This window comes from Gillisia sp. Hel_I_29 (assembly GCF_000744275.1).
In the GTDB taxonomy this organism is placed as follows: Bacteria; Bacteroidota; Bacteroidia; order Flavobacteriales; family Flavobacteriaceae; genus Gillisia.
In genome coordinates this window covers 544,479-569,643 of sequence record NZ_JQLP01000001.1, presented here as the reverse complement: position 1 = coordinate 569,643, position 25,165 = coordinate 544,479, and the positions used below count along the sequence as shown (strand labels likewise).

Below are 25,165 nucleotides of genomic sequence, written 5' to 3'. Positions count from 1 at the left end.
CGCAGAAAGCTTTAAATCATTGTGGAGGATTGTATTAAAATTCTCGATTCTTTAAATTATTTAAATTATTGTATTTTTGACGCGAATAAATTCAATATGACGAACTCTCCCAAATTTGGTGTTATAGGTGGCGGAAGCTGGGCCACTGCTATAGTTAAGATGCTTACAGAAAATCTTGACACTATAAACTGGTATATGCGTAGCAAGACTGCTATAGAGCACATTAGAACTCAAGATCACAATCCAAATTATCTTAGTTCTGTTGAATTTGATGTAAATCAGCTTAATTTAAGCAACGATATTAATGAGATTGTGGAAGCTTCAGATTACTTGATCTTTGCAATTCCATCTGCCTTTGTAAAGAAAGAATTAGATCTGCTAAAAGTTTCCTTAAAAGATAAGGTAATCTTTTCTGCTATAAAAGGGATTGTTCCGGAGAGCAGTCTAATTGTTGGAGAACATTTCAATCAGGAATATGGAGTACTAGATGAGAACTTTGGGGTAATTACAGGGCCATGTCATGCAGAAGAGGTTGCGTTAGAGAGACTTTCATATCTTACCATTGCCTGCTTAGATGAAGCTAAGGCTAAAATCATGGCAGATCATTTACAAAGCGATTATATTACCTGCAAAACCAGTGATGATGTTACTGGCACAGAATACGCGGCAATGCTTAAGAACATTTACGCTATCGCTGCTGGGATTGCTCATGGTTTAGGATATGGAGATAACTTCCAGAGTGTTTTAATGAGCAATGCCATTAGAGAAATGAAGAAGTTTATTAAGAAAGTACATAAGATGAAACGTAACATTAATGATTCTGCCTACTTAGGAGATCTTTTAGTTACGGGGTATTCTGTCTTTAGCCGCAACAGAATGTTCGGGAATATGATTGGGAAAGGATATACTGTAAAGAGCGCCCAAATGGAAATGAGCATGGTTGCAGAGGGTTATTATGCAACAGAAAGCGCCTATAAGATAAATCAGGAAAAAGGAGCCAAGACTCCAATAATAAATGCTGTATACGCTATTTTATATGAAGGAAAGAATCCTAAAAAGGTCTTCAATAAACTTGCTGAAAAACTAGATTAATACATTACCTATTCTAAAAACAGGATTTTCTCCTGTCGCTTAACAAATAACATGAAGAATTCTATACTTAAAGGCAGCCTTTTGGTAGCCTTAGGAGCATCCAGCTATGGGATGCTTACTACATTCGTAAAAATGGCCTACGCCGAAAATTTTACATCTTACGAGATCACTTTCTCTCAAATGATTCTGGGATTAATAGGATTGATAATTATTAATTTCCTGTTCGTAAAAGGTAAGCAAACATCACATATAGAACCTAAGTCCAAAAGTATCATGAAACTGATGCTTGCCGGAACTTCTTTAGGTCTTACAAGTACATTTTATTATTTGGCTGTTAGGTATATCCCTGTTTCTATTGGGATAGTGCTTTTAATGCAAAGTGTTTGGATGGGAGTTTTCTTAGAATCTATTGTTGCTAAGAAAAAACCTTCAGCACAAAAGATCATAGCTGTAATGGTAATTTTAGCAGGAACGGTGTTAGCAACCAATATGCTAATGGGAGATATAGACCTAGACTGGAGAGGAATTGGCTGGGGGCTTTTAGCTGCCATTTCTTACACTATTACCATTTACACTTCTAATACTGTAGCGCTGCAGTTACATTCACTTAGAAGAAGTTTATGGATGATGGTTGGGGGAACTATTATAGTAGCTATTATTTCTGCACCTTATCTTATTGAGCAATTCAACTTTGAGATCTTTTATATGTGGGGACCTCTATTAGCCCTTTTTGGAACCATATTGCCTCCAATCTTGTTTACTGCCGGGATGCCTAAGATAAATGTTGGTCTGGGAGCCATTATTTCTTCTGTAGAACTTCCTGTAGCCGTGCTAATGGCATATCTATTACTTAATGAAGTAGTGAACATCTATCAATGGATAGGGATCATCATCATTCTACTTTCTGTGGTAGTGATGAACCTTCCTAAGAAAAAAAACAAACTATAAGATATAATAGCTTTTAAATAAAACTATTATAATAAGAAAGTCCGCTGAAATAACTTTTCAGCGGACTTTCTTATTACTTTATATTTGAACTATTAACTTGCTAAGATCCCTTTCTGGATCATAACCGGCAGTGCTTTTACATCTTTTTCAGCTATCGTATTTTGTTCAAAAACATAGGTTCTTTCAAACATTTTGTTGTCTGCAAAATAAGTAACCGCAAATTCATTATTAAGCTTTAATACATCTTCTTGAAGGAACTCTATTTTAGCAAAAGACTTTGCTGGTAACACCTTAATAGAATGCCTCATGGTAGAGGTAGTATCAAGTTCTGTATAGCCTCTTGTTACTAAAAGCACCATCTCTAATGCCGTATCGGTATCGTTAATTATATAAGCATTCCAATCCATAGTTTGATATTCTGCATGCTTTTCTCGCACTGCAGCAACATATACGCCTTTAACTTCTGGAATTTCAATATCTTTTTTCAAAACTACTGCAATTTGTGTTTTATCTTATAATAGACAATAGCGAGGAAAATAGCTGCAGCAACAAATAGCACAGCACCAACTACGATCTTAACCACCGCTAAAATAAATGTTACATAAAGAATAATGGCAAATATTATAATTGCCAAGATTAAGAATCCGATTTTTTTCATATTACAAAGATGATTTGAATTGTTCTAAGAAGCGTACATCATTTTCATAAAACATACGTATATCTCCTATTTGATATAAAAGCATGGCAATTCTTTCTATTCCCATACCAAATGCAAAACCGGTATACTCTGTAGGATCTATCCCACAATTTTTAAGTACGTTAGGATCTACCATCCCACAGCCCATGATCTCTAACCATCCTGTTCCTTTGGTAATTCTATAATCTGTTTCTGTTTCTAGTCCCCAATAAATATCTACTTCTGCACTAGGCTCTGTAAATGGGAAATAAGAAGGTCTCAGTCTTATCTTAGACTTTCCAAACATTTGCTTGGTAAAATATAATAAGGTTTGTTTTAGATCTGCAAAAGACACGTCTTTGTCTATATACAACCCCTCTACCTGATGAAAGATACAATGCGACCTCGCAGAAATTGCTTCATTTCTAAAAACACGTCCAGGAGATATTGTTCTAATTGGTGGTTTGTTCTCTTCCATATAACGCACCTGCACCGAAGAGGTATGTGTACGTAAAAGAATATCCGGATCTGTCTGAATAAAGAAAGTATCCTGCATATCTCTTGCCGGATGATATTCCGGTAGGTTCAAAGCTGTAAAGTTATGCCAGTCATCTTCTATCTCCGGACCTTCAGAAACATTAAATCCTATGTTAGAAAAGATTTCGATGATTTGATTTTTTACAATAGAAATGGGATGTCTAGCACCAATCTCTATAGGAGCAGAGGGTCTGGTAAGATCTCCATAAACTCCTTTTTCTTCTTGTTGCCCTTCTAATGATTCTTTTAACTGATTAACCTTATCCTGAGCAGAATTTTTTAAAGTATTAATAGCCTGTCCAAAATCTTTCTTTTGCTCATTAGGAACATTCTTAAATTCAGCAAAGAACTCATTTAGCAAGCCTTTCTTCCCTAAATATTTAATTCTGAAAGCTTCTAATTCTTCTTTTGTAGCAGCCTGAAAGTTCTGTACCTGAGTTATATGTTCCTTTATCTTATCAATCATGAATTCATTTCTTTAAAGTTGACAAATTTAGCAAAAAAGTGCTTTTAGTCATCAACATCTATCCTTATTGTATATATTCCTTTTCTAGAAAATATTGCACGATGGCCTCTTTCATTAAAACCGATTGTTCTCCTGCCTTTAAATTAGGTAAGACCTCTAAAATCTTATAATGTGGCCAGCCATCCTCATCTACAAAATCAAATTGATAATAGCCATACGGCTCTAATAACCTGCAAATAGCTATATGCATTAGATCTATTTTATGATCTTTCTTATATTTCTTGTGTGGTTGCCCCAGTTCTTGAACTCCTATCAAATAAATTACAGCATCTAAATCTAATAAATCGCCATCTGCGAACTGATTGGAAAGCTTGCTTTGCAATACCAGCCAACGTTCTTTTAATTGTTCATCTCTTGCCATTGGGCAAAGATACGTATCTTAGATTTTGTAAATACTATCTTTAAAACATGAATATTGTTGATATTGTTCTGGCTGTACTTTTATTGTATGGCCTTGTTCGAGGATTGTTTAGAGGGTTTTTGGCAGAATTTGCTTCCCTTATAGCTTTTGTAGCCGGAATTTATGGTGCGGTCTATTTTTCTCACAATGTAAGCCACTACCTGTCTACCATTACAAAATGGGATTCTCAACTCATTCATCTATTTTCTTTTGCCATTACATTTATTCTAATTGCATTTACAATCTCATGGGCAGGAAGAGCGCTTACAAAAATTGCAAATCTGGTATTCTTAGGCTTAATAAATAAGCTTTTAGGTGCGGCTTTTGGAATTATTAAAGTAGCTTTTATAACCAGTGTTATAATTATGTTCTTTTCTAGTACTCAGGAAGCTTTTCAAATAGTAGATAAAGAAACTTTAGATAGTTCTGTACTCTACAGGCCTGTAAGAACTTTAGCTCCTGCGCTAATTCCGGCTATAATACAAGAAGCTAAAGACCTCAACATTTTAAACAATGAAGAAGAAAAGGAAAAAGATATACAATAAAAAAAGACCGACATCAAAAATATGATCTCGATCTTCTAAAGTAAAATTATAAGGTGCTAAGAAATAGGAACCTTATTAAAAGTCTAGTTGATAAACTTCGTCTAACTGCTTATTACTGCTAATATTAACTTGTAGGTCTTTTATAATTCCAGAACCTACTCCATAAACCCAGCCATGTACTGCTATTTCTTGGTTGCTCTCCCAAGCTCCTTGAATAATAGAGGTTTTAGCCAGATCATAAACTTGTTCTTTTACGTTTATCTCAACAAATTTATCAAAGCGCTCTTTCTTATCTTCAATAGTATCTAGCTCTGTTTTATGCAATCTATAAACGTCTTTAATATGTCTTATCCAGTTATCTATTAAACCTATAGATTTATTATCCATAGCTGCATTTACTCCTCCACAACCATAATGTCCACAAACAATTACGTGTTTTACCTTTAAGACATTTACAGCATAATCTAGAACGCTCAACATGTTCATGTCTGAGTGTACAACCATGTTTGCTATATTTCGATGTACAAATACTTCTCCCGGTTCTGCACCAATAATTTCATTTGCAGGAACACGGCTGTCTGCACATCCAATCCAAAGTACGGGTGGAGTTTGACCTTTAGCTAATCTCTCAAAATATTCTGGGTCTACAGCTAATTTACTCTCTACCCACTTTCTATTGTTCTTAACTAGATTTTCATATAAATCTTTCATACTATTTATTTTAAATTCCTATTAATGAGCAGACTGAAACACTTCTACTCCAAATATCTCTCTATAGCTTTGAGGGTTTCTAAATTCTCCTCTTTCTGAAATTAATGTAATATCTATATTCTTATTTGCCGCAGTAATTGCAAAATCATCTAAGATCTCCAAAACATCCAGATCTAAAGATCTTGTTTTAGTAACGTCTAATATAAGATCAGAATTCTTTGGCATAGAAGCTAACTCACGTTGAATTGCACCTTTGTTCAAAAACGTCACCTCTTCAGCAAAAACCATTTTCACTTTACTCTTTCCGCTAGATACATCTTCAATATGTAAAAAGTGAGAGTTCTTATAACTGTTTATTAAGATAGTCACAATTCCCACAGCAAGCCCTAACATGATTCCAACCAATAGATCTGTAGCTACAATGGCTACCACAGTTACCACAAAAGGAATAAATTGAGATTTTCCTAATTTGAACATTTGTATAAATTGCTTAGGATTAGCCAATTTGTATCCAATAATTAATAGAACCGCAGCCAATACGCCTAGTGGGATTAAATTTAAAAAATGCGGAATTAACATAACACTAAAAAGCAATAAAAATCCGTGAATGATAGCAGAAAGTTTTGTTTTCCCTCCACTCATAACATTCGCAGAACTTCTTACAATAACCTGAGTTATTGGTAAACCTCCAACTAGACCAGAAATTGAATTACCTATTCCTTGTGCAATTAACTCTCTATTGGTAGGCGTTACTCTCTTCTGTGGATCTAGTTTATCTGTAGCTTCAACACTTAAAAGCGTTTCTAAACTGGCTACTATGGCAATGGTGATTGCTACTATATAGACCTTAGTATTCCCCAATTGTGAAAAATCTGGAAATGTGAACTGTCCAATAAAGTCTGAAGCGCTCTCTGGCACTGGTACAGAAACTAAGTTTCTACCGTGAATTTCAAACATTGAAGAACTATCAGAAAATAACAATTGATAGATGATCCCTGCAATAACAGCCACTAATGGACCCGGTACTAATTTAAAGAATTTGTTCTTTTTTGCTAGTACCTTATCCCAAATTAGTAAAATTGCTAATGAAATTGCTGTAATTGTTACTACACCAATAGAAACGAAGTCTGTCATATGCGCCAGACTTAAAAAGGTATCTTGCCCGGTAGTTTCAAAAAATGAGAAGACACTATTAGATTGATCATCAAAACCCATTGCTAAAGGAATCTGTTTTAGGAAAATAATAATTCCAATAGCAGATAACATTCCTTTAATTACCGCAGAAGGAAAGAAATATCCAATAACTCCTGCTTTTAGCAATCCTAGAATAACCTGTAAAATTCCGGCAATAACTACCGCAACAAGAAATAACTCATAGCTTCCAAGATCTGCTATAGCTGTAAGCACCACTACTGCTAATCCTGCTGCAGGACCACTTACTCCTAGAGAAGAGCCTGAAGCAGCACCTACTACTATTCCTCCAACAATTCCCGCGATAACACCAGCAAATAATGGAGCTCCACTGGCAAGGGCGATACCTAAACATAATGGTAGCGCAACAAAAAATACCACTAAACTTGAAGGGATATCATTTTTTAAATTTTTAAACATGTATATAATATGTTGTTAGAAATGTCTCTATCAATTGATTAAAAATCAAAGATGTGAATGCCCTGGCAATTTGCTATTGGGCGCTTAGAGATCTTGGTTTCACTAATTTTTAAAGTGAAGAAACCAATCTTATTCTATAATTGTTAAATAATTGAAATGGGTAATCATAATGCCAAAACAGAAACAATAATTAAACTAGTAGACTCTTAGATATTGAGAATTCTAATACTTATTACCGCATCTACATGGATACCCTAAAAGTGAAAGATATTAAACCAACTCTGGAGGCGGGGAAGTAACCTCTGGATAAAGCGATTGTAATTCATGCTTTTCTTTATGCCAGATCATAATGTTCTTGCTCAAATAGTCTATACTGAACTGATTAGTTCTTGGAGCATTGAATGTGAATTCTATTGTAATGTTATTCTTAGCATGCTCTTCTTCTGTAGTAGAAAAAACAAAAGAAATATCTGTATGCTCATCAATAAGTATAACCACTGTTGGCACTGTGAGAAAACTCACAAAAATAAATACCAATATATAAGCAGTTTTCATCATTTCTGCAAAAATAGTAATTAAGAATGAGTAGTGAACGCTAAACTACATTATAATCCTGCCCATTCTAGAGATACTTCTAATTAAAGAAATTTTAAAGAATTCTTCTCTAGCCAGCCTTGATCTCCATTTGCAAGTTGGAGCTTTACCCAATTCTGATAGGTATTAAGAACTTCTATCTTTGTACCCTCATGAAGTGTGAACTGCTCATCTCCTCTTAAATTTGGCTCACTTCTTACAGCAACCTCTTCAGCAAAGACAATGGCAAATTTTGAATCTTGAATATTACTTTTTTGGTGAAATCCGGAGATTACAGAAAATATCATCAATATTACTGCTACCATAGCTACTCCAAAGAAAACTCGCTTAAATCTAGGAGATATACTGAAATAATATAGAATAAAGAATACTGCAAATAGTGCAGAGAACAACACGCCTATCCATGCCCATGTATTGTAGCTTAAGGTGTTCACAAAATTGTTGAAGGAATTTGAAATACCTGCTTTAGGCACTTCCTTAATATCATCTATTACCATGTTATTTGCGAATGCCAAGTTATTTTTAACATCTTTATCGTTTGGATCTAACTTTAAGGCCTTTTCATAATAGTAAACACTAGGTGCAATATGGCTTAATTTATAATGGGCATTAGCCAGGTTATAATATAATTCTGCAGAAGCTTCACCTTGATCTATGATCTTTTGATAATTACTAATTGCGGCATTATAATCTCCTTTATTATAGGCGGTATTCGCTTTATCGAATAAAGAATCATTTTGAGCTGCTACAGGCAAGCATAGACAGAACAAAAGGATATAAAATAAATTTCTCATAGCTAAATCTGTTTATCTAATGCTGATATTACTTTTGCTGCTTTCTCATAATCTTGTTCCATAGCTACATTAGAGCTTGGAGTATATCTGGCAAATTCACAACTTGTAAGAAGTGAAATAAACTCTGTACGGGTTTCCGGGTCTGCATTTCTTTCCTGCAATAGCTCCATAACCCTATCTTTACTCATATCGCTTGTTTGAATATGTAATTTGGCCTTAAGATAATTATGCAAAGCTCGTTCTAAAGCTATATAAAATGTTTTTTGATCACCAAGATTCTTCTTCGCCTCAGAAAGATATTTTCTGGCTAATTTATTTGCCTTTTTTCTCTTATTTCCAGCAACATCTCCAGCAATAGCTTCTTTCTTTTTACCTAAGAAAATGGCTAATAGAATAAAGATTCCAGGAGACAATAAAAGCGCCCAAAATAGAGTAGACCCTAAGAAAGCTCCGCTATTAATTGATTTTAAATTGGTATTTAATTTAATATATCTAAACTGTTCTCCTGCCTCTACGGTCTGTTTTGCTACAGAATTTCCCGAGCCAGGAGTATAATTACTTCCTGCAGGTGCACTTTTCACATCTAATAGAATCTCATCAGAATTTATGGTCTTATAACTTTTACTCTTCAGGTCAAAATATGAGAATGATAAAGCTGGAATAGGGAATTTACCTTTTTGCGTAGGTACAATGGTATAATTATCTGTAATGCTACCTTGAGTTCCTCTAAGATCTGTTTTCACATTCTCACTGCGTTCCGGTTCATACTGCTCTAAAGAAGATGGAACTTCTAAACCTGGAAGGTCAAATAGTTTTAAGTTTCCATTTCCACTTACCTGTACCTGTACATTCAAAGATTCTGTAGCTGCAAGATCTGTTTTGCTAGGAACAACTTTAAAGCTAAAATCTCCTACGGCCCCAGTAAATCCTGCCGGCTTGTTTTGAGTAGGTAATGCTTTTACATTTATAGACCTTTTTCCTGCTGCCACCGTTTTATCTATGGTTTCATACAACCTTCCTCCAAAAATATCTCTTCTATCACTTGGTACATCTACCGCTACAGACAGAGTAAGAGGTTCTATGTCTAACTCCCCGGTTTTTTGAGGATATAAAATGGTTTTTCTAAGAACTACGTATCTGTAAGGCTCACCTTCGTATTGCCCTGTTTCTATCTTTAACTGTCTTATATCTATATTCTGACTCCAGAAATCGCTGTACACCGGATTGTCCAATTCTCTCCAATTGCTTACACTAACTCTCGGACTAACATACAGTTTATAAACCACCGTAATAGCTTCATTTAAATAAGGGTTTGCATTAGAGATCTCTGCCACAAGATGCAGATTCTCTGAAGCTACAAAATCTGAATTATTACCGTCTTTGGGAGTTTCAACAGCAGCAGTAACTTCCACCTGTAATGGAGAAGTTTTATAAGTATTTCCTTCTACGGTGATCTCTGCCTGGCCGATGGTAAACTTTCCTCTGCCAGAAGGTGCAAGAAAATAAGAATACGTTTTAGAATAAGATCTTTTTCCATTGATCCAAGTATTGCTTACAGATTGATTTGGACCTCCCACCACTGTAAACCCAGTAAAGGCAGGAGCTTTAAAATCGTCACCATCCTGATTCATTTCAAAATCTACTCTAAGGCGTTCGTTCACACCTAGCTTTTTCTTGCTTACATTGGCTTCAAACTTAACTTGAGCTTGCATAGAGCCAGCAATGGCCATAAAAAATAACAGTATAAAAATTCTTATGTTCATTTTCTTATATCTTGTTATTGATCTTTTATTAATATCTATTAAATAAAGGAATTACCAGTCTTTCTCTGTTCTGGTCTTTGCTCCTTTTGCTTTTTGAGCATTGATCTTATCCTGCACCTTTTTCTCTTCGTTATTCATAGCCTCTAACAAATTCTTAATTTGTTGTGGAGATAGCTGCCCAGGTTGTGGTTGCTGCTCTTGAGGCTGTTTTTCACCGTTTTGATCTTGCTTATCTTTTTTATCTTTCGGCTTTCCTTCATCATCCGGTTTCTCAGGCTCCTTTTGCTGATCATCTTTCTGGTCTCCCCCTTGATCTTCCTTCTTATCTCCTTCATTTTTATCTTTATCCTGATCTCCCTTATCATCCTTATCTTTATTCTTATCCTCCTGATTCTTGTCCTGATCTTTCTTATCATCGTCTCCTCCACCCTCATTTTCATTTTGCTCCTTTTCAAGCATTTTCTTAGCTAGAGCAAGATTATATCGGGTTTCATCATCTGTAGGATTATTTCTAAGCGCATCTTTATACGCTGCCACCGCTTCCTGATATTTCTTCTGCTTCATATACGTATTTCCTAAATTATGAAATACTTCATGCTTAGCGGCTTTCGTTTCAGCAATAGATGCAGCCTGCTTGTATTTTTCTTCGGCTTGAGAAGCTTTTTCTTTACCATAATACATATTTGCCATATTATATTTAGCGGTAATATTCTCTGGGCTTTTAGCTATTGCCTCTCTATAAGATGCCTCGGCACTTGCAAAATCATTATCTCCTAATTGATCTTCTGCGGTTCTTAGAAGTTCTTGAGTTTCCTTTTCCAGCTTCTTATCGCTCTTCTCATTTGTTTGAGCATAAGATATCTGAAAGCAACATAACCCAATGGCTACTATTAGATATTTATGAAATGTCTTTACTAAATTCCTCATCTTCCCTCTATCCTTTTCTTTCGTTAAATAAGTTCAGTTTCTTTATCCACGCTGTTTTTCTTTCCAATAAGAAAATATCAATTAATAATAGTAAGATACCTACTCCTAAGAACCATTGATATTGAGACTGATAGTCTGCAAATTGCTTAGCTTCAAATTCGGTCTTATCCATATTTAAAAGCACCTCTTTTACTTTCTCTGTAACCTGTGATGTAACATTTCCCGGAATATATTCTCCCTCACCGGCATCAGCAATATCTTCCAAAGTTCCTTCATTCAACTTGGTAATTACGGTCTCTCCATTTTGATCTTTTTTATAAGACCGAATAACTCCGTTCACTTTCATAGGTATAGGACCTCCCTTTGGAGTTCCTACACCTATAGTAAAAATTTGAATTCCTTTATCTGCGGCTTCTTTTGCAATTGCCTCAGAATTACCTTCATGATCTTCCCCATCACTTATAATAAACAAAACTCTACTGGTTTGATCGTCATCATTATAATACGTAGTAGCAAGATTAATAGCTTCATTTATAGCCGTTCCCTGAGATGAAACCATATCAGTATTCATGGCCTGAAGAAACATCTTTGCTGAAGCGTAATCTGTGGTAATTGGTAATTGTGGAAATGCACTACCTGCGTAGGCGATAATTCCGATCCTGTCACTAGCCAAATTATTGATGATCTGAGTAACAAGCTGCTTGGTTTTTTCCAATCTATTAGGGGCAATATCTTCTGCCTCCATACTTTTTGAAACATCTATAGCAAAAACAATATCTACTCCTTCCCTTTTTACGGTCTCCATCTTTGTACCGATCTTAGGATTAACTAAGGCTACTATAATACATGCAAAAGCAAGAAGTAAAATAATGAATTTTAATACAGGTTTAAATCCCGACCTTTCCGGACTCAAGATTTCCAGCATTTTTTTAGAGGCGAATTGCTGCTGATGCTTTCTTTTCCATAGCAACAAAAGCAAGAATATCACTACCAAAATTGGAATGATAAGCAACAACCAGAAATATTTTTCTTCTTCTAAAATAGTCATTAGAACCTCTCTTTATCTTTTAAACAAATCCTTTAAAGATGGTAGACCTCAGCAGGAATTCCAACAATAATAATAATCCGGCAATTAGCAATAATGGCCTATATTCATCTGCATAGTTATAGAACTTAAACTCTTCTATATCTGTTTTTTCTAGGCTATCTATCTCTTTATAGATCTCTTCTAATTTTTCATTATTTGTGGCTCTAAAATATTTTCCTCCTGTAGTATTTGCTATATCCTGAAGCAATTTTTCATCGATCTCCACCTTCTGATTTCCATATTGAAACTGTCCATTAGGTAATATTCCAACAGGAGTAAGCGCTACCCCATTACTTCCAAGACCAATGGTATAAACCTTGATCTTATATTCTACCGCAAGCTCACTGGCAATCTTAGGATCTATAAAGCCTGCATTGTTAACCCCATCTGTAAGCAAAATAATAACCTTGCTTTTCGCTTTACTGTCTTTTAATCTATTAACAGCAGTAGAAAGTCCCATTCCAATAGCAGTACCATTCTCTAACACCGTATTAAATTCAGTATCTGCCAATGTACTTAGAACAATGGTTTTATCGCTGGTTATTGGAGATTTTGTAAAACTCTCTCCGGCATATTCCACCAGTCCTATTCTATCTCCCGGTCTGCCTTTAATAAATTCGCCAGCAACTTCTTTCAAAGCCTCTAATCTATTAGGCTGAAGATCTCTTGCTAACATACTGGCAGAAACATCAATTGCTAATACTATGTCTATACCCTGAGTTGAAGATGTCTTACTAGAAATATTGGTAGTTCTAGGTCTTGCCATGGCAACGATCATTAATGCCAAAGCAAGTAACCTTAAAACAAAAAGGGAATGTCTTAGGGTAGGCAAAATACTTTGTTTTACTTTAAAGCCTTTTATACTGGAAATTCGTACTTCTGCACGTTGCTTGTTTCTTTTCCAGAAATACCATACTGCAGCAATTGGTAATAATAGCAATAGCCAGAAAAACTGCGGATTTACGAATGTAAAATTATCAAACATCAATTTCCGGATTTATTGAATTCTACTGAATTTATGATACGATTGGCAATTTCATCTGCACTCTCATCCCCTTCAGCATAGATTACAGTAACCTGCTGAAATCCTCTATTTTGAGCAAAATTAAGAATCATATAATTTTTCTTTTCAACTTGTTCTGAATTTGAAACCGGAAATTCTAAAGTACCATATACCTTCTTTCCGGGAATACCCTGAATAGTTGTAAAATCTTCATCTTTTAAGATGATATTCTTAGCACCCTTTTCTTCTAAATTCGCATAAATACCATCTACTGCCTTCTGAAGATCGAATTGTACATTTTCGCGATATTTCACGGTACTTAATACTATGAACAATGGCTCTCGAGGGGCTCCATAAAGAAACATCTCTCCCCCTACCATCATTTCTTGTGTTTCTGGAGGCACATTAAAATCACCTCTTTTTAAAACTCTAGGAGTAGTAATTGTTACTGCAGGATCTCCATAATCACTATTAATCCAATCTCCTTCTAAAAGTTCTTTAGTATCATTCCCAAAGATCATATCTCTAAAAGATGAAAAGCCATTTAAACTAATAATTATAGAAACTGCAATTATTATAACCGCAATGGCGCCACCAATAGCTAGTTTAACCTTATTTCTTCTCTTTCTTTTTTCCTGCTCCAAGCGATAAGCTTCATCTTTTAATCGCTCTTCTTCTGTAGGCTCTGGAATTGCAGCTTTAGTATCTTTAATAACATCCTCTATTGTAGATCTATCTTCTTTTGCTGTAATAATATCTGGTTTAGAATTAGCAAATTTTGCAAGATCTGCACGTTGCAAGATCTTTTTAAGATCGTCTATAGTATTTCTGCTAAGATTTAATTCTTTAGCAGCCATTTTCAGCTCCAAATAAGTAATTAACTCTGAAGTGGTACTTTCCATGGCTCTAAGATGAACTTCATCTTCCAGATACCTTCTTACAGCTTCGGTTAATTTTGAATAATATTCTTTAGTCTCTCTATTTTCTAATAAATGAGATTCATCTAATTGCTGTAGCTCGAATAAAGCTCTTTCAAAAGGAGGTAACTTTTTAGCTTTTTCATCTCTTTTCTTTTTCTGTTTGAAAAGAAAATATCCTAATGCCACTAGTAATAATATACCTAGTACCCACCATAGCCAATTTGGAAACTCAAAGCCTTGAGGCACTTCCATTGCAGGTTTTATGGGAAACATTTTTTGTTTGGTAGTATCTACCACAATGTCTGCAACCTTTACCACCATAGAATCTGTGAGGTAAGGCCTATCATTTATGATAATGCGTTGCTGTGGGATGGTATAACTTCCTGAATCAAATTGGGTTAAAGCGTATTCTTTAATTAATTTGAACCTATTATCTAGTCTGCTGGTATCTGTTTTTAAGGACTCTACCACCTCTAAAGGGTTAAAGGTTTTTCCTTCCGGAAATACTACAAGATGTGTAGAATCTGTCTCAACGCTTATTTTGTAGATGATCTGTTCCCCTATCTTAATTTGCGAAGAGTCTATAGAGGCTACTATATTAGGCTGTTGCGCAAAAGATTTTGAAGTATTTAAAAATATAAAACAAAAGAATAGCGCTGCAAGCAGGCTATTAATCTTCTTGGCTTTTCTTAGAGGTTCTTTTAAAAGAATATTTTCTTGAGCCAATGTATAATCAAACTTTGTCATGTTTAGTACTTATGCTCTAGTTTTAAAATAAACCAATAGTTTTTTTGCGTAGCTCTCATCGACTCTGGTGCTTAACATTCCGGCACCACTTTTAGAGAAACTTTCTTTAAAATAATTTTCTCGCTCTTTAAAATGAGCTGCATATGAATTTCTAACCGACTTAGAGCCTGTGTTTACCATAAGTAATTCATCGGTTTCTCTATCTAACATTTGAACCAGACCAACATTTGGCATACTTTCTTCACGCTCATCATAGACTCTAATCCCCGTAACGTCATGTTTACCACTAATGATTTTTAAAGTATGTTGATACTCTTCATCCATAAAGTCTGAAAGCACAAAAATGATCGCTTTTTTCTTTATGACACTGGTAACATACTTAAGGGCTTCAGAAATATTGGTACTTTTTCCTTTTGGTTCAAATTCCAACAGTTCTCTAATAATTCTAAGCACATGAGATCTTCCTTTTTTAGGCGGAATAAAAAGTTCTAATTCATCTGTAAATAGCAATAATCCTATCTTATCGTTATTTTGAGTTGCAGAAAAAGCTAAAGTTGCAGCAATCTCAGTAATTATTTCCCTTTTATATTGTTCTCCAGATCCAAACAGTTCTGAAGCAGAGATATCCACCACTAGCATCATGGTAAGTTCTCTCTCTTCTTCAAATACCTTTACAAAAGGTTCATTATAACGGGCAGTTACATTCCAATCTATATTTCTAACATCATCTCCAAATTGATAGCTTCTAACTTCACTAAAAGTCATCCCTCTACCTTTAAAAGTAGAATGATATTCTCCCCCAAACACATGATTGCTCAAACGCTTGGTCTTGATCTCAATTTTTCTAACCTTTTTAAGTAATTCTTTGGTATCCATTTTCTATAATAGCTCTTAAAGAAAGAGCATCATTTAATTTTACAAAAGTGATTGTGCTATTCTTACAACAATCTATGGTACCTCAACCTCGTTAATGATCTTACTAATAATATCTTCTGAAGTTATATTTTCTGCCTCTGCTTCATAGGTAATGCCAATTCTATGTCTAAGCACATCATAAACAACAGCTCTAACATCTTCAGGAATTACATAACCTCTTCTTTTTATAAAAGCATAACATTTAGCCGCAATTGCCAAATTTATACTCCCTCTTGGAGACGCTCCAAAATTTATAAGAGGTTTTAGATCTTCTAATTTATATTTCTCTGGAGTACGGGTTGCAAAGATAATATCTAAAATATATTTCTCGATCTTTTCATCCATATACACTTCACGAACAGCTTTCTGTGCAGAAGCAATTTGCTCTAAAGATACCACCGGATTAACTTTCTCAAATCCACCTTTTAAATTGGCTCTTACAATTAATTGCTCTTCGGCCATTTGAGGATATTTGATCACCGTTTTTAACATGAATCTATCCACCTGAGCTTCCGGTAAAGGATACGTTCCTTCTTGCTCTACAGGGTTCTGAGTTGCCATTACCAAAAATGGTCTATCTAGAATAAAGGTTTGATCCCCAATAGTAACCTGCTTTTCTTGCATGGCCTCTAGTAAAGCCGATTGCACTTTTGCTGGAGCTCTGTTAATCTCATCTGCTAACACAAAATTTGCAAAAATCGGACCTTTCTTTATGCTGAAATCATTCAACTTCATGTTATAGATCATGGTACCAACCACATCGGCAGGTAAAAGATCTGGAGTGAACTGTATTCTGCTAAAACTACCGTGTACTGCTTGAGACAAGGTGTTAATGGCCAACGTCTTTGCAAGTCCCGGAACACCTTCCAATAATATATGCCCCTGACCCAAAAGCCCAATAAGCAACCTTTCTACCATGTGTTTTTGACCAACTATAACTTTGTTCATTTCTGAAGTTAACAGGTCTACAAACTGACTTTCTCTCTCAATTTTTTCGTTCAGGCTAGAAATGTCTACCGATGCATTGCTTTCTATCATAGGTATTATATTTTTTGAATGTGAAGATATTTATTAGTTACAAAAAGTGCAAATGATACAATTATTGAACCATTTGGGTTAAAATTAAATAAAAAATAAAGGCTAATTGAAATTTTCATCTTCAATTAGCCTTTATATATAAATATAGAGAAATCTATTACTCTAAAAATATAGTTTCTAGATCTAAGGTTTCTCCTGTTTTTACCTGAACATCATTCATAATTTTTACCGTTAGTCCAGAGCTTATAGCCGGAGTTATTTTTAACTGATAAAGTCCTGCAGGTACACCTTGTAATTCAAAATTTCCATTTGCATCTGTATATGCAGAAACAGTATTAGAAGCATTTTGAATTTTAACTACACTTTGAAAAGTTGTTGGGTGAACAGATCCTTTAATGGTTCCGGTCTCTATTCCATTAGAAAGTCTAATTACAGGTTTTAAAGCAAATCCTCCACTAGTACCCGCAGCTACAATAGATTGGTCTACATCAAAATCCAACAAGAAATTATAAGTTTCTCCTGCAGCTAATTCTTGATCTACTTTGATCTTTAGTCCAGATTGTTGAGCACTAGGAGTACTAAGAGCTTGAGATTCTCCATTTACCACTACAGTATTATTATTCCCTAATACCAATCTAATCTGTCCTAAATAACCCGCAGGCACATCTGTATCTGCCAAAAGTTGAGTTACTCCACCTGTTAACTCTAAAAGGTCATACACTCCTGTCTTAACACCTCCAAGACTTTTCCAACCTTCTTCTCCTTCTGTACTGGCATCTGCTTTGATCATTACGTCTACCACATCTACAAAAACAGCGTCGTAATCTCCAGGTGCATCGGTCATGCTTACTGTAATTCTCGCACTCCCATTGTCAGAATCATCATCATTGCTACAGCTAATAAGTGATACCATTGCAAGAGCCACTACCAACATAGGCAAAAGTCTCATTGATCTTAATTTCATCCAGTTCATTTTCATAATTATTATTGATTATTAGTTTAATGTGGATAACGCACTATTATCTATTTCATTTTACAGAATTCTTCAATTAACATTATTTAACAAGCTTTGATAAGGGTTTAATATCCATAATCATCTTACTTGCAATACATTTTATAAATTGTGGTCATCAAAAAAAATTCAACATTTAACATATATGAAAAAGACAGCACTTATTACCGGAGCTACAAGCGGAATTGGGGAAGCAACTGCTCGTGAATTGGCAAAGATGAATATTCATCTAATTTTATGCGGGCGTAGAGAAGATGCGCTGGAAAAACTTAGCGCAGAACTTTCTTCTCAAACTAAGGTTACCACGTTAAAATTTGATGTTAGAAATAAAGAAGAGATCAATAATCAGATAAACAGTTTGCCACAAGATTTTAAGCAAATTGATATTCTAATTAACAATGCAGGAAATGCGCATGGCCTAGATCCAATTCAAGATGGAGATACAGAAGATTGGGATGCAATGATAGATATCAATGTAAAAGGTTTGCTCTATGTAACTAAAGCAATCATTCCGCAAATGACGGAAAGAGGATCTGGCCACATTATAAATATTGGTTCTACAGCCGGAAAAGAAGTATATCCAAATGGTAATGTGTACTGCGCCAGTAAATTTGCTGTAGATGCGTTAAACCAAGGAATGAGAATAGATCTTAACAAGGCAGGTATTAGAGTGGGCGCTGTAAATCCAGGACTTACCCATACAGGCTTTAGCAACGTAAGATTTAAGGGGGATGATGAGAAAGCAGAAAATGTATATAAAGGATTTGACCCGTTACAGCCAGAAGACATTGCAGAGATCATTGCCTTTGTAGTTACTAGACCTTACCACGTAAATATTGCAGATCTTACAGTAATGCCCACCGCACAGGCAAGCAGTACTATAGTCAATAAAAATTAGAACGGTCCTGGCATTAAATTATAAATATTGAATTTAGGAAGAAGTGTTATAATAGCTTCTTCCTAAATCTTATTTCAGCTCTTTAGTATGATTAACAAACGGCTTTTAATTAAAAACTTACTCGCTCATAATGATGAGAGCAGTTTTTATGACAAAAAACGAAAGCTAAATATGGATCAAAAAGAGGGAAAGGCCAAGTTCTTAAAACACGTATGTGCGCTTGCAAACTCTAACCCTAAAAATAACTCCTATATAGTTATAGGTGTTGAAGATGAAGACAATAGTATAAAGGGTGTAGACTTTTTTGATGATAGTAAGATTCAAAATCTTATTAATGCCTATTTAGAGAACCCACCATTGGTATCTTATGAAAATATACCTTTTCCGCATCTGCCTGATAATTTGGTAGTAGGTCTTGTAACTATAAGATCTAATCACGAGAAGGTTTGTTCCCTGCGAAAGAACATTTGGAAATATTATGGCGGAACAGTTTTCATTAGAGAAGGGAGCATGAGTATGCCCAAAGATCTGGATGTAGAGATAAAAGATAATAACTCATCGATTGTAGATGCTATAGAGAAACATTCTCATAATAATATTGAACTCACGCTAGACGGCGTATTCGATTTTATGAAAATACGGCAAGATTTTCATCCAAATTATAAGGTATTTAAAGAGTACTTTGTGGTTTGCTGGGCCGGAAAAACAAAAAAAATACGTGGAGAAACCTATTTCTCTAGAGTAGATATTGAATTAATTAATGAGCAGGTTAAACTCTTTTATTCTGAGCTGGATGAAGTAAGTATTAGTTTTAATAAGGACTACTTTAAAATAGTAGAATATGTTCACCTTGGTTTAAAGAACGATCTTCATAAATATCCTTTAGAAGAGGTGATTATAAAATTTAAAGATAATGCGAGTTATGATATCCAAAGCACCCTATTATTTCAACCCCCAAAGTTCGACAGGAAAATACTATATCACATCTACAATATAAACAATGCTCTTATAGCTAAGCTTAAGAACAATTTTAAGCTTAGTACAAATGAGGAACAGGATCTATTAAATCTTCCAGCCACTTACCTTATTTGTTATTTTAATGATTTTGAAATGGCTATAGTAAAATTGGAAGAAGCTAAAGAGTTATTACGCACCCATAATGAAAATGCATATCAGTCTTATAAAGACAGTATCAGAATATTAAGAAAAGTAAAATACAGTTAAATGAGAAGAACGATTGCCATTGGCGATATACATGGAGGTTTAAAGGCACTTATTCAGTTAATAGAAAGATTAGAATTACATAAGGAAGATCATCTTATATTTTTAGGAGATTATGTAGATGGCTGGAGCGATTCTGCCAAAGTGATCTCTTATCTTATAGCATTGAATAAAGATCATCATTGTACTTTTCTTCGAGGTAATCATGATGATTTGGTATACCGATGGTTGAAAACCGGAGAAAAAAATAAAGAATGGTTACAACATGGAGGAGTTTCTAGTATTGAAGCTTATAAGAATATCTCTATAGAAGAGAGAAAAGAGCACCTTCATTTTTACGAACAGATGCATAATTACTACGTAGATAATGAAAACAGACTTTTTGTGCATGCGGGCTTCAGTAATTTAAGAGGGCCAAAACATGAACATCATGAAACTTCGTTCTTTTGGGATAGAACCTTATGGGAAACAGCGCTTGCACTGGGAGAAACAATTTCTAAAGATCATAAATATTATCCTAAAAGATTTTTATTGTTCAAAGAGATATTCATTGGCCATACCCCGGTTACAAGAGTGGGAGAAGATAAGCCGCTAAATTTTGCTAATATCTGGAACGTTGATACTGGTGCAGCTTTCAAAGGAAAATTATCTGCAATAGATATAAAATCTAAAAAGATCTGGCAGAGTGATAAGGTCTTTACTTTATACCCTGAAGAGCAAGGTAGAAATTAAGAGCTTTTTTTTGTTAACGGCATTAATATCTTAGTATATTTGAAGCTAAAGAATTTTTGTCGCATGATTTTTGTTCATGTAGTGTAGATATTGCCAACACTTTATAGAATTTCGTTCTATAACGTATGGAAATCCTTAAAATAGAAGCTATGGCCTTAGATAACATAAGATTAGAAGTAATGAAAACTGTCGAGAAGCAAATTGACAGTTATGTTGAAAAATATTTGATTCCTGTAGAGGAGATCTGGCAACCAACAGACCTATTGCCGAATCTTCAAAATGAAAACTACATGGACGAAATTGTTCAGATTAGAGAAGAAGCCAAAGAACTTGGTTATGACTTTTGGGTGGTTCTAGTAGCAGATATGGTTACAGAAGAAGCTTTACCAACTTATGAGTCTTGGCTTATGGATATGGAAGGTGTAGAACAACATGGTGCCTCTGAAGGGAAAGCCAATGGTTGGTCTAAATGGATCCGTCACTGGACTGGAGAAGAGAACCGTCACGGAGATACGCTTAATAAATATCTCTATCTGTCTGGAAGAGTAGACATGAGAGAGATCGAAAAGACCACACAATATCTTATAAATGATGGTTTTGACATTGGTACTGGAAGAGATCCATACAAAAATTTTGTATACACTAGTTTTCAAGAATTAGCAACTAATATTTCTCATAAAAGAGTTGGGCAATTGGCTAAGAAAAAAGGAAACAAGATGCTTTCCAAAATGTGTAGTATTATTGCTGGAGATGAAATGAGACACCATTTGGCATATAGAGAATTCGTGAAAACAATCTTTGAATATGATCCAAGTGAGATGATGATCGCTTTTCAGGATATGATGAAAAAGAAGATCGTTATGCCTGCACAGTTCATTCGTGAGTCTGGACAAGGGATAGCAGAGGCTTTTGAAAATTTTTCGAACGCAGCACAAAGATTAGGAGTTTACACAACTTACGATTATATAGATATTCTTCAGAAATTGAATGAATATTGGGAGATCGATAAATTCAACTCTCTTACAGATGATGCTGAAAAAGCAAGAGATTATTTAATCGCATTGCCAGATAGAATGACTAGAATTGCGAGTAGAATTGCAGTACCGCAAGATCAATATCAGTTCAAATGGGTTGGATCTAACGGAATGCTTTAAGATCATATCTTTTAAAATACACAAAGCCGTACTAGTAATAGTGCGGCTTTTTTGGCTGAATACTAAATCAGTAAACATAACCAACACAGTAACCTAAGAATTAAAACTATGAAAAAGTTATTAGGAGCCTTCCTTATCTTAATACTACTATTTATAATACTTACTTATGCTTCTGTTCTAGGAACTACCCATGAGTTTGAAACTTGTACTGTGATAGAAAACCAAACGTACGGTTTTGGAGCTATTAAGAATCATGACTCTTTACTCATTGTGCCTAGTAATCTATATCATGGAAATGCAATAAAAACTTTTATGCAAGGAGAAAATTATAGAGAAGCATGGGCTACCCCAATAAAAGTTCCGGTTGTGCTATTAGATACGCTTATGGGTGGTATGACCATCATAAAAAAGGGAGGCGGGAAACAAACACATTCTCTCAAATTAAAAAACAAGGAAGGTATCTTATTCACTTTGAGAAGTGTAACTAAAGATCCACAAGCTTTAATACCAAATATAGCCCGCACATTACATCTTGAGAATATTATAGTAGATGGAATTTCCGGACAACATCCCTATGCGGCACTTCTAGCATCAGAATTAGCAAATAAGGCACATCTTGTTAACACTCACCCAAAGATGATATTTGTTCCAAAGCAAACAGTTTTAGGAAAATATAACAGCAAATATGGGAACAGACTTTTCTTATTGGAGTATGAAACAGAAGGCGATAAGAATTGGACTAGTTATAAAAACGCTAAAAAGATAATTGAAACTAAAGACCTTCAAGAACTAAAAGCAAAGCTTGGAGAAGATATTCAAATAGATGAAGCGGCATTGGTGAAAGCACGTTTATTTGACCTTTTAATTGGAGATTGGGATAGACATGCAGAACAATGGGGCTGGATCTTGGAAAAACATAGAAAAAAAACTGTTGCCATACCGCTGGCCGGGGATAGAGATAACGCATTTTTTGATCTTGATGGAGTAATCCCTCAAATTCTCACAAATAAGCACTTAAATCCCTTAGTTAGGCCTTATGACAAGGATATTGATCATATGCCGGGATTGGTGTACCCATTCGATATTTATTTTCTTAAAAACACTTCAGAAGAAGTATATATCACAGAAGCAAAAAAATTACAACAACTTCTCTCCAACGATGTTATTGATGAAGCTTTTAAAATCTGGCCTAAAGAAATTTATGACCTAAATGGTATTGAGATAAAAGAGAAATTTATAGCTAGAAGAAATGATCTTATGAAATATGCTAAGGAATTTCATAACGTAATAAAAGAAAGAGAGCTTCTTGAAAAACCGCTTAAGGGTTCTGAAAAAGCAGACTTAACTAGCGGAATGATCAAATGCTTTGAATGCAAATAGCCTTAAAAAAACAAAAGTCCCATCTGTAATTACAAATGGGACTTTTAAAATTTAAACAGATAATCAATTGAGCAAAAGTGATCTATAATTTCATCTCTGGAATATCACCTTCCACTATCAATTTTCCTTCTGTAGATTTCTGAATTTGTTCTACGCTCACTCCGGGTGCTCTTTCTAATAATTTAAAACCTTTATCTGTAACTTCTATTACAGCAAGATCTGTTACAATCTTAGTAACACAACCTACTCCTGTTAACGGCAAAGAACAACGTTTTAATAATTTAGATTCACCCGCTCTATTGGTATGCATCATAGCAACGATGATATTCTCTGCAGAAGCAACTAGATCCATAGCACCTCCCATACCTTTAACCATTTTCCCGGGTATTTTCCAATTGGCTATATCTCCATTTTCTGCAACTTCCATAGCACCTAAAATTGTTAGATGAACATGTTGCCCACGTATCATCCCAAAGCTTAGGGCAGAGTCAAAAAAACTAGCACCAGGCAATGCTGTAATGGTTTGTTTTCCTGCATTAATAAGATCGGCATCCTCTTCTCCATCAAAGGGAAAAGGCCCCATTCCTAAAATCCCATTTTCACTCTGAAATTCAACATTTATATCATCTCTTACAAAGTTGGCAACTAATGTTGGAATACCAATTCCAAGATTAACATAATAGCCGTCCTGAACTTCTTGGGCAATTCTTTGTGCGATTCCGTTTTTATCTAACATGTTAATGTGTTGATTTGAAAATATGTTAATTTGAAAATTATCGCTTTTTAGCTGAACTTATAATCTTTGAGATAATTTTCATTATAATATTTAAGTCTATAATTAATTGTGGATTTGGCTGAGGTAAAAACCGTGATTTCTCGCATAACTCTAACCAATATTGAGTTTTATCTGCTTCTTTTGCAGCAATTTTGAATTTATGAATAAAATCTGCCGAGCTTTCTGAATTCTGGGCTTCTCTAACATTAGCTCCTATCGATGTTCCACTTTTAAATAGCTGTGAGGCCATTTCAAATTTCTTACTTGATCTAAGCTCTTCAGTAAAAGAGATGATTTCTAATGAAAACTGAAAAGTTTTTTTAACAATAATATTTTCTTTATCATCTCTCAATCTTCAAATTTTCAAATTGATCATTCTCAAATTATTTTTGCCTCACCGTTCGTTGTTCAATTCTCTTTTCATAATCCTTTCCTTGGAAGATCCTTTGTACAAAAATTCCTGGAATATGGATCTGATTTGGATCTAACTCTCCAGGTTTCACCAATTCTTCTACTTCTGCAACCGTAATCTTTGCGGCACCACACATTAATGGATTAAAATTTCGAGCGGTTCCTTTAAAGATAAGATTTCCGGCTTCGTCCCCTTTCCAAGCTTTTACAAAAGCAAAATCTGCTTTATAAGCTTCTTCCAGCACATACATCTTCCCGTCAAATTCTCTGGTTTCTTTTCCTTCGGCAACTTCGGTTCCATAACCAGCTGGAGTAAATATAGCCGGAAAACCTTGTTGTGCAGCTTGGCATTTTGCTGCCAGTGTGCCTTGGGGCGTAAGCTCTACATCCAACTCGCCGCTTAGCATTTGGCGCTCAAACTCTGCATTTTCTCCCACATAAGAAGAGATCATTTTTTTTATCTGCTTTTTCTGAAGCAATAAGCCAAGACCAAAATCGTCTACTCCGGCATTATTAGAAATACAGGTTATATCTTGAACGTTGATTTTCACCAATTCTGAAATAGAATTCTCAGGAATACCAGATAGTCCGAAACCACCTAACATAAGGGTCATCCCATCCTTCATTCCCTCAAGCGCTTCCTGAACGTTTTTTACAGTTTTTTTGATCATTGAAATTTCGTTTGCCGAAATTTACAAAAAGTTTGATCTTACTACAACGTTTTCAAAGAGGTTATTTCTACTAAATT

Annotated in this window: 27 protein-coding genes; 8 read left to right on the top strand and 19 right to left on the bottom strand. The window is 34.9% G+C overall.

Translation table 11 applies throughout. From position 1 onward, the window contains the following. Positions 1 to 96: 96 nt before the first annotated feature. On the top strand, positions 97 to 1,092 hold the full coding sequence (locus P163_RS02655; protein ID WP_034887335.1) for an NAD(P)H-dependent glycerol-3-phosphate dehydrogenase: 996 nt from the start codon (positions 97 to 99) through the stop codon (positions 1,090 to 1,092). Positions 1,093 to 1,143: 51 nt separating this feature from the next. Further along, positions 1,144 to 2,040, top strand: coding sequence for an EamA family transporter (locus P163_RS02650; RefSeq protein ID WP_034887333.1), 897 nt, complete (start codon positions 1,144 to 1,146; stop codon positions 2,038 to 2,040). 92 nt (positions 2,041 to 2,132) lie between these two features. Here the strand turns inward: P163_RS02650 and P163_RS02645 are convergent, their stop codons facing one another. The 4 genes from P163_RS02645 to P163_RS02635 form a co-directional block, all read right to left on the bottom strand. Beyond that, positions 2,133 to 2,528: a hypothetical protein gene (locus tag P163_RS02645; RefSeq protein ID WP_034887331.1), complete on the bottom strand. Its 396-nt coding sequence runs from the start codon at positions 2,526 to 2,528 to the stop codon at positions 2,133 to 2,135. Positions 2,529 to 2,530: 2 nt separating this feature from the next. Next, positions 2,531 to 2,698, bottom strand: a complete 168-nt coding sequence (locus P163_RS18425; RefSeq protein WP_197055419.1) for a hypothetical protein — start codon at positions 2,696 to 2,698, stop codon at positions 2,531 to 2,533. A 1-nt stretch (position 2,699) separates the two neighbouring features. After that, a complete protein-coding gene (pheS, locus tag P163_RS02640) occupies positions 2,700 to 3,719 on the bottom strand; it encodes a phenylalanine--tRNA ligase subunit alpha (protein WP_034887329.1) in 1,020 nt (339 codons plus the stop codon). A 64-nt stretch (positions 3,720 to 3,783) separates the two neighbouring features. Then, a complete protein-coding gene (locus tag P163_RS02635; RefSeq protein ID WP_034887327.1) occupies positions 3,784 to 4,140 on the bottom strand; it encodes a hypothetical protein in 357 nt (118 codons plus the stop codon). A gap of 47 nt (positions 4,141 to 4,187) precedes the next feature. Between P163_RS02635 and P163_RS02630 the strand changes: the two genes are divergently transcribed. After that, positions 4,188 to 4,724 carry a CvpA family protein gene (locus P163_RS02630; protein WP_034887325.1) on the top strand — a complete coding sequence of 179 codons (537 nt, stop codon included), beginning with the start codon at positions 4,188 to 4,190 and terminating at the stop codon, positions 4,722 to 4,724. A 75-nt stretch (positions 4,725 to 4,799) separates the two neighbouring features. Here the strand turns inward: P163_RS02630 and can are convergent, their stop codons facing one another. The 12 genes from can to P163_RS02570 form a co-directional block, all read right to left on the bottom strand. Continuing rightward, positions 4,800 to 5,435 (bottom strand): carbonate dehydratase, encoded by a 636-nt coding sequence (can, locus tag P163_RS02625; RefSeq protein WP_034887323.1) that lies wholly within the window; start codon positions 5,433 to 5,435, stop codon positions 4,800 to 4,802. Between the two features lie 21 nt (positions 5,436 to 5,456). Next, positions 5,457 to 7,046: a SulP family inorganic anion transporter gene (locus P163_RS02620; protein WP_034887321.1), complete on the bottom strand. Its 1,590-nt coding sequence runs from the start codon at positions 7,044 to 7,046 to the stop codon at positions 5,457 to 5,459. A gap of 270 nt (positions 7,047 to 7,316) precedes the next feature. Continuing rightward, entirely contained in the window at positions 7,317 to 7,604 is a 288-nt protein-coding gene (locus P163_RS02615; protein WP_156100638.1) for a hypothetical protein, read from the bottom strand. 80 nt (positions 7,605 to 7,684) lie between these two features. Next, a complete protein-coding gene (locus P163_RS02610) occupies positions 7,685 to 8,434 on the bottom strand; it encodes a tetratricopeptide repeat protein (RefSeq protein ID WP_034887317.1) in 750 nt (249 codons plus the stop codon). 2 nt (positions 8,435 to 8,436) lie between these two features. Beyond that, entirely contained in the window at positions 8,437 to 10,197 is a 1,761-nt protein-coding gene (locus P163_RS02605) for a BatD family protein (RefSeq protein ID WP_034887315.1), read from the bottom strand. 51 nt (positions 10,198 to 10,248) lie between these two features. After that, positions 10,249 to 11,124: a tetratricopeptide repeat protein gene (locus P163_RS02600; RefSeq protein WP_034887313.1), complete on the bottom strand. Its 876-nt coding sequence runs from the start codon at positions 11,122 to 11,124 to the stop codon at positions 10,249 to 10,251. Positions 11,125 to 11,131: 7 nt separating this feature from the next. Beyond that, positions 11,132 to 12,172, bottom strand: a complete 1,041-nt coding sequence (locus P163_RS02595) for a vWA domain-containing protein (RefSeq protein WP_034887310.1) — start codon at positions 12,170 to 12,172, stop codon at positions 11,132 to 11,134. 19 nt (positions 12,173 to 12,191) lie between these two features. Then, a complete protein-coding gene (locus tag P163_RS02590) occupies positions 12,192 to 13,196 on the bottom strand; it encodes a vWA domain-containing protein (RefSeq protein WP_034887308.1) in 1,005 nt (334 codons plus the stop codon). Beyond that, positions 13,196 to 14,881, bottom strand: a complete 1,686-nt coding sequence (locus P163_RS02585; protein ID WP_231556141.1) for a BatD family protein — start codon at positions 14,879 to 14,881, stop codon at positions 13,196 to 13,198. Before P163_RS02585 ends, P163_RS02590 begins: the two co-directional genes overlap by 1 nt. A gap of 9 nt (positions 14,882 to 14,890) precedes the next feature. Next, positions 14,891 to 15,757 carry a DUF58 domain-containing protein gene (locus P163_RS02580; RefSeq protein ID WP_034887306.1) on the bottom strand — a complete coding sequence of 289 codons (867 nt, stop codon included), beginning with the start codon at positions 15,755 to 15,757 and terminating at the stop codon, positions 14,891 to 14,893. Between the two features lie 72 nt (positions 15,758 to 15,829). After that, entirely contained in the window at positions 15,830 to 16,834 is a 1,005-nt protein-coding gene (locus P163_RS02575; RefSeq protein ID WP_197055418.1) for an AAA family ATPase, read from the bottom strand. A gap of 157 nt (positions 16,835 to 16,991) precedes the next feature. Further along, complete coding sequence (locus tag P163_RS02570; RefSeq protein ID WP_231556140.1) at positions 16,992 to 17,798, bottom strand: DUF4382 domain-containing protein; 807 nt, start codon at positions 17,796 to 17,798, stop codon at positions 16,992 to 16,994. A gap of 193 nt (positions 17,799 to 17,991) precedes the next feature. Between P163_RS02570 and P163_RS02565 the strand changes: the two genes are divergently transcribed. From P163_RS02565 to P163_RS02545, 5 genes are all read left to right on the top strand, one after another. Further along, positions 17,992 to 18,744: an SDR family NAD(P)-dependent oxidoreductase gene (locus tag P163_RS02565; protein ID WP_034887294.1), complete on the top strand. Its 753-nt coding sequence runs from the start codon at positions 17,992 to 17,994 to the stop codon at positions 18,742 to 18,744. A gap of 87 nt (positions 18,745 to 18,831) precedes the next feature. After that, positions 18,832 to 19,968, top strand: coding sequence for an ATP-binding protein (locus P163_RS02560; protein ID WP_034887292.1), 1,137 nt, complete (start codon positions 18,832 to 18,834; stop codon positions 19,966 to 19,968). After that, positions 19,969 to 20,697 (top strand): metallophosphoesterase family protein, encoded by a 729-nt coding sequence (locus tag P163_RS02555; RefSeq protein ID WP_034887290.1) that lies wholly within the window; start codon positions 19,969 to 19,971, stop codon positions 20,695 to 20,697. Between the two features lie 149 nt (positions 20,698 to 20,846). Then, positions 20,847 to 21,851 (top strand): acyl-ACP desaturase, encoded by a 1,005-nt coding sequence (locus P163_RS02550; protein WP_034887750.1) that lies wholly within the window; start codon positions 20,847 to 20,849, stop codon positions 21,849 to 21,851. Between the two features lie 108 nt (positions 21,852 to 21,959). Continuing rightward, complete coding sequence (locus tag P163_RS02545; RefSeq protein ID WP_034887288.1) at positions 21,960 to 23,231, top strand: hypothetical protein; 1,272 nt, start codon at positions 21,960 to 21,962, stop codon at positions 23,229 to 23,231. Between the two features lie 82 nt (positions 23,232 to 23,313). Here P163_RS02545 and P163_RS02540 read toward each other — a convergent pair whose 3' ends face one another. From P163_RS02540 to P163_RS02530, 3 genes are read right to left on the bottom strand one after another with little or no spacing between them, the layout of a single operon-like run. Further along, positions 23,314 to 23,967: a CoA transferase subunit B gene (locus P163_RS02540; protein WP_034887286.1), complete on the bottom strand. Its 654-nt coding sequence runs from the start codon at positions 23,965 to 23,967 to the stop codon at positions 23,314 to 23,316. A gap of 37 nt (positions 23,968 to 24,004) precedes the next feature. Next, the gene (locus P163_RS02535; protein ID WP_034887285.1) at positions 24,005 to 24,358 is read right to left on the bottom strand and encodes a four helix bundle protein; all 354 of its coding nucleotides are present in this window, start codon (positions 24,356 to 24,358) and stop codon (positions 24,005 to 24,007) included. 31 nt (positions 24,359 to 24,389) lie between these two features. Further along, the gene (locus P163_RS02530) at positions 24,390 to 25,088 is read right to left on the bottom strand and encodes a CoA transferase subunit A (protein WP_034887283.1); all 699 of its coding nucleotides are present in this window, start codon (positions 25,086 to 25,088) and stop codon (positions 24,390 to 24,392) included. Positions 25,089 to 25,165 lie beyond the last annotated feature (77 nt).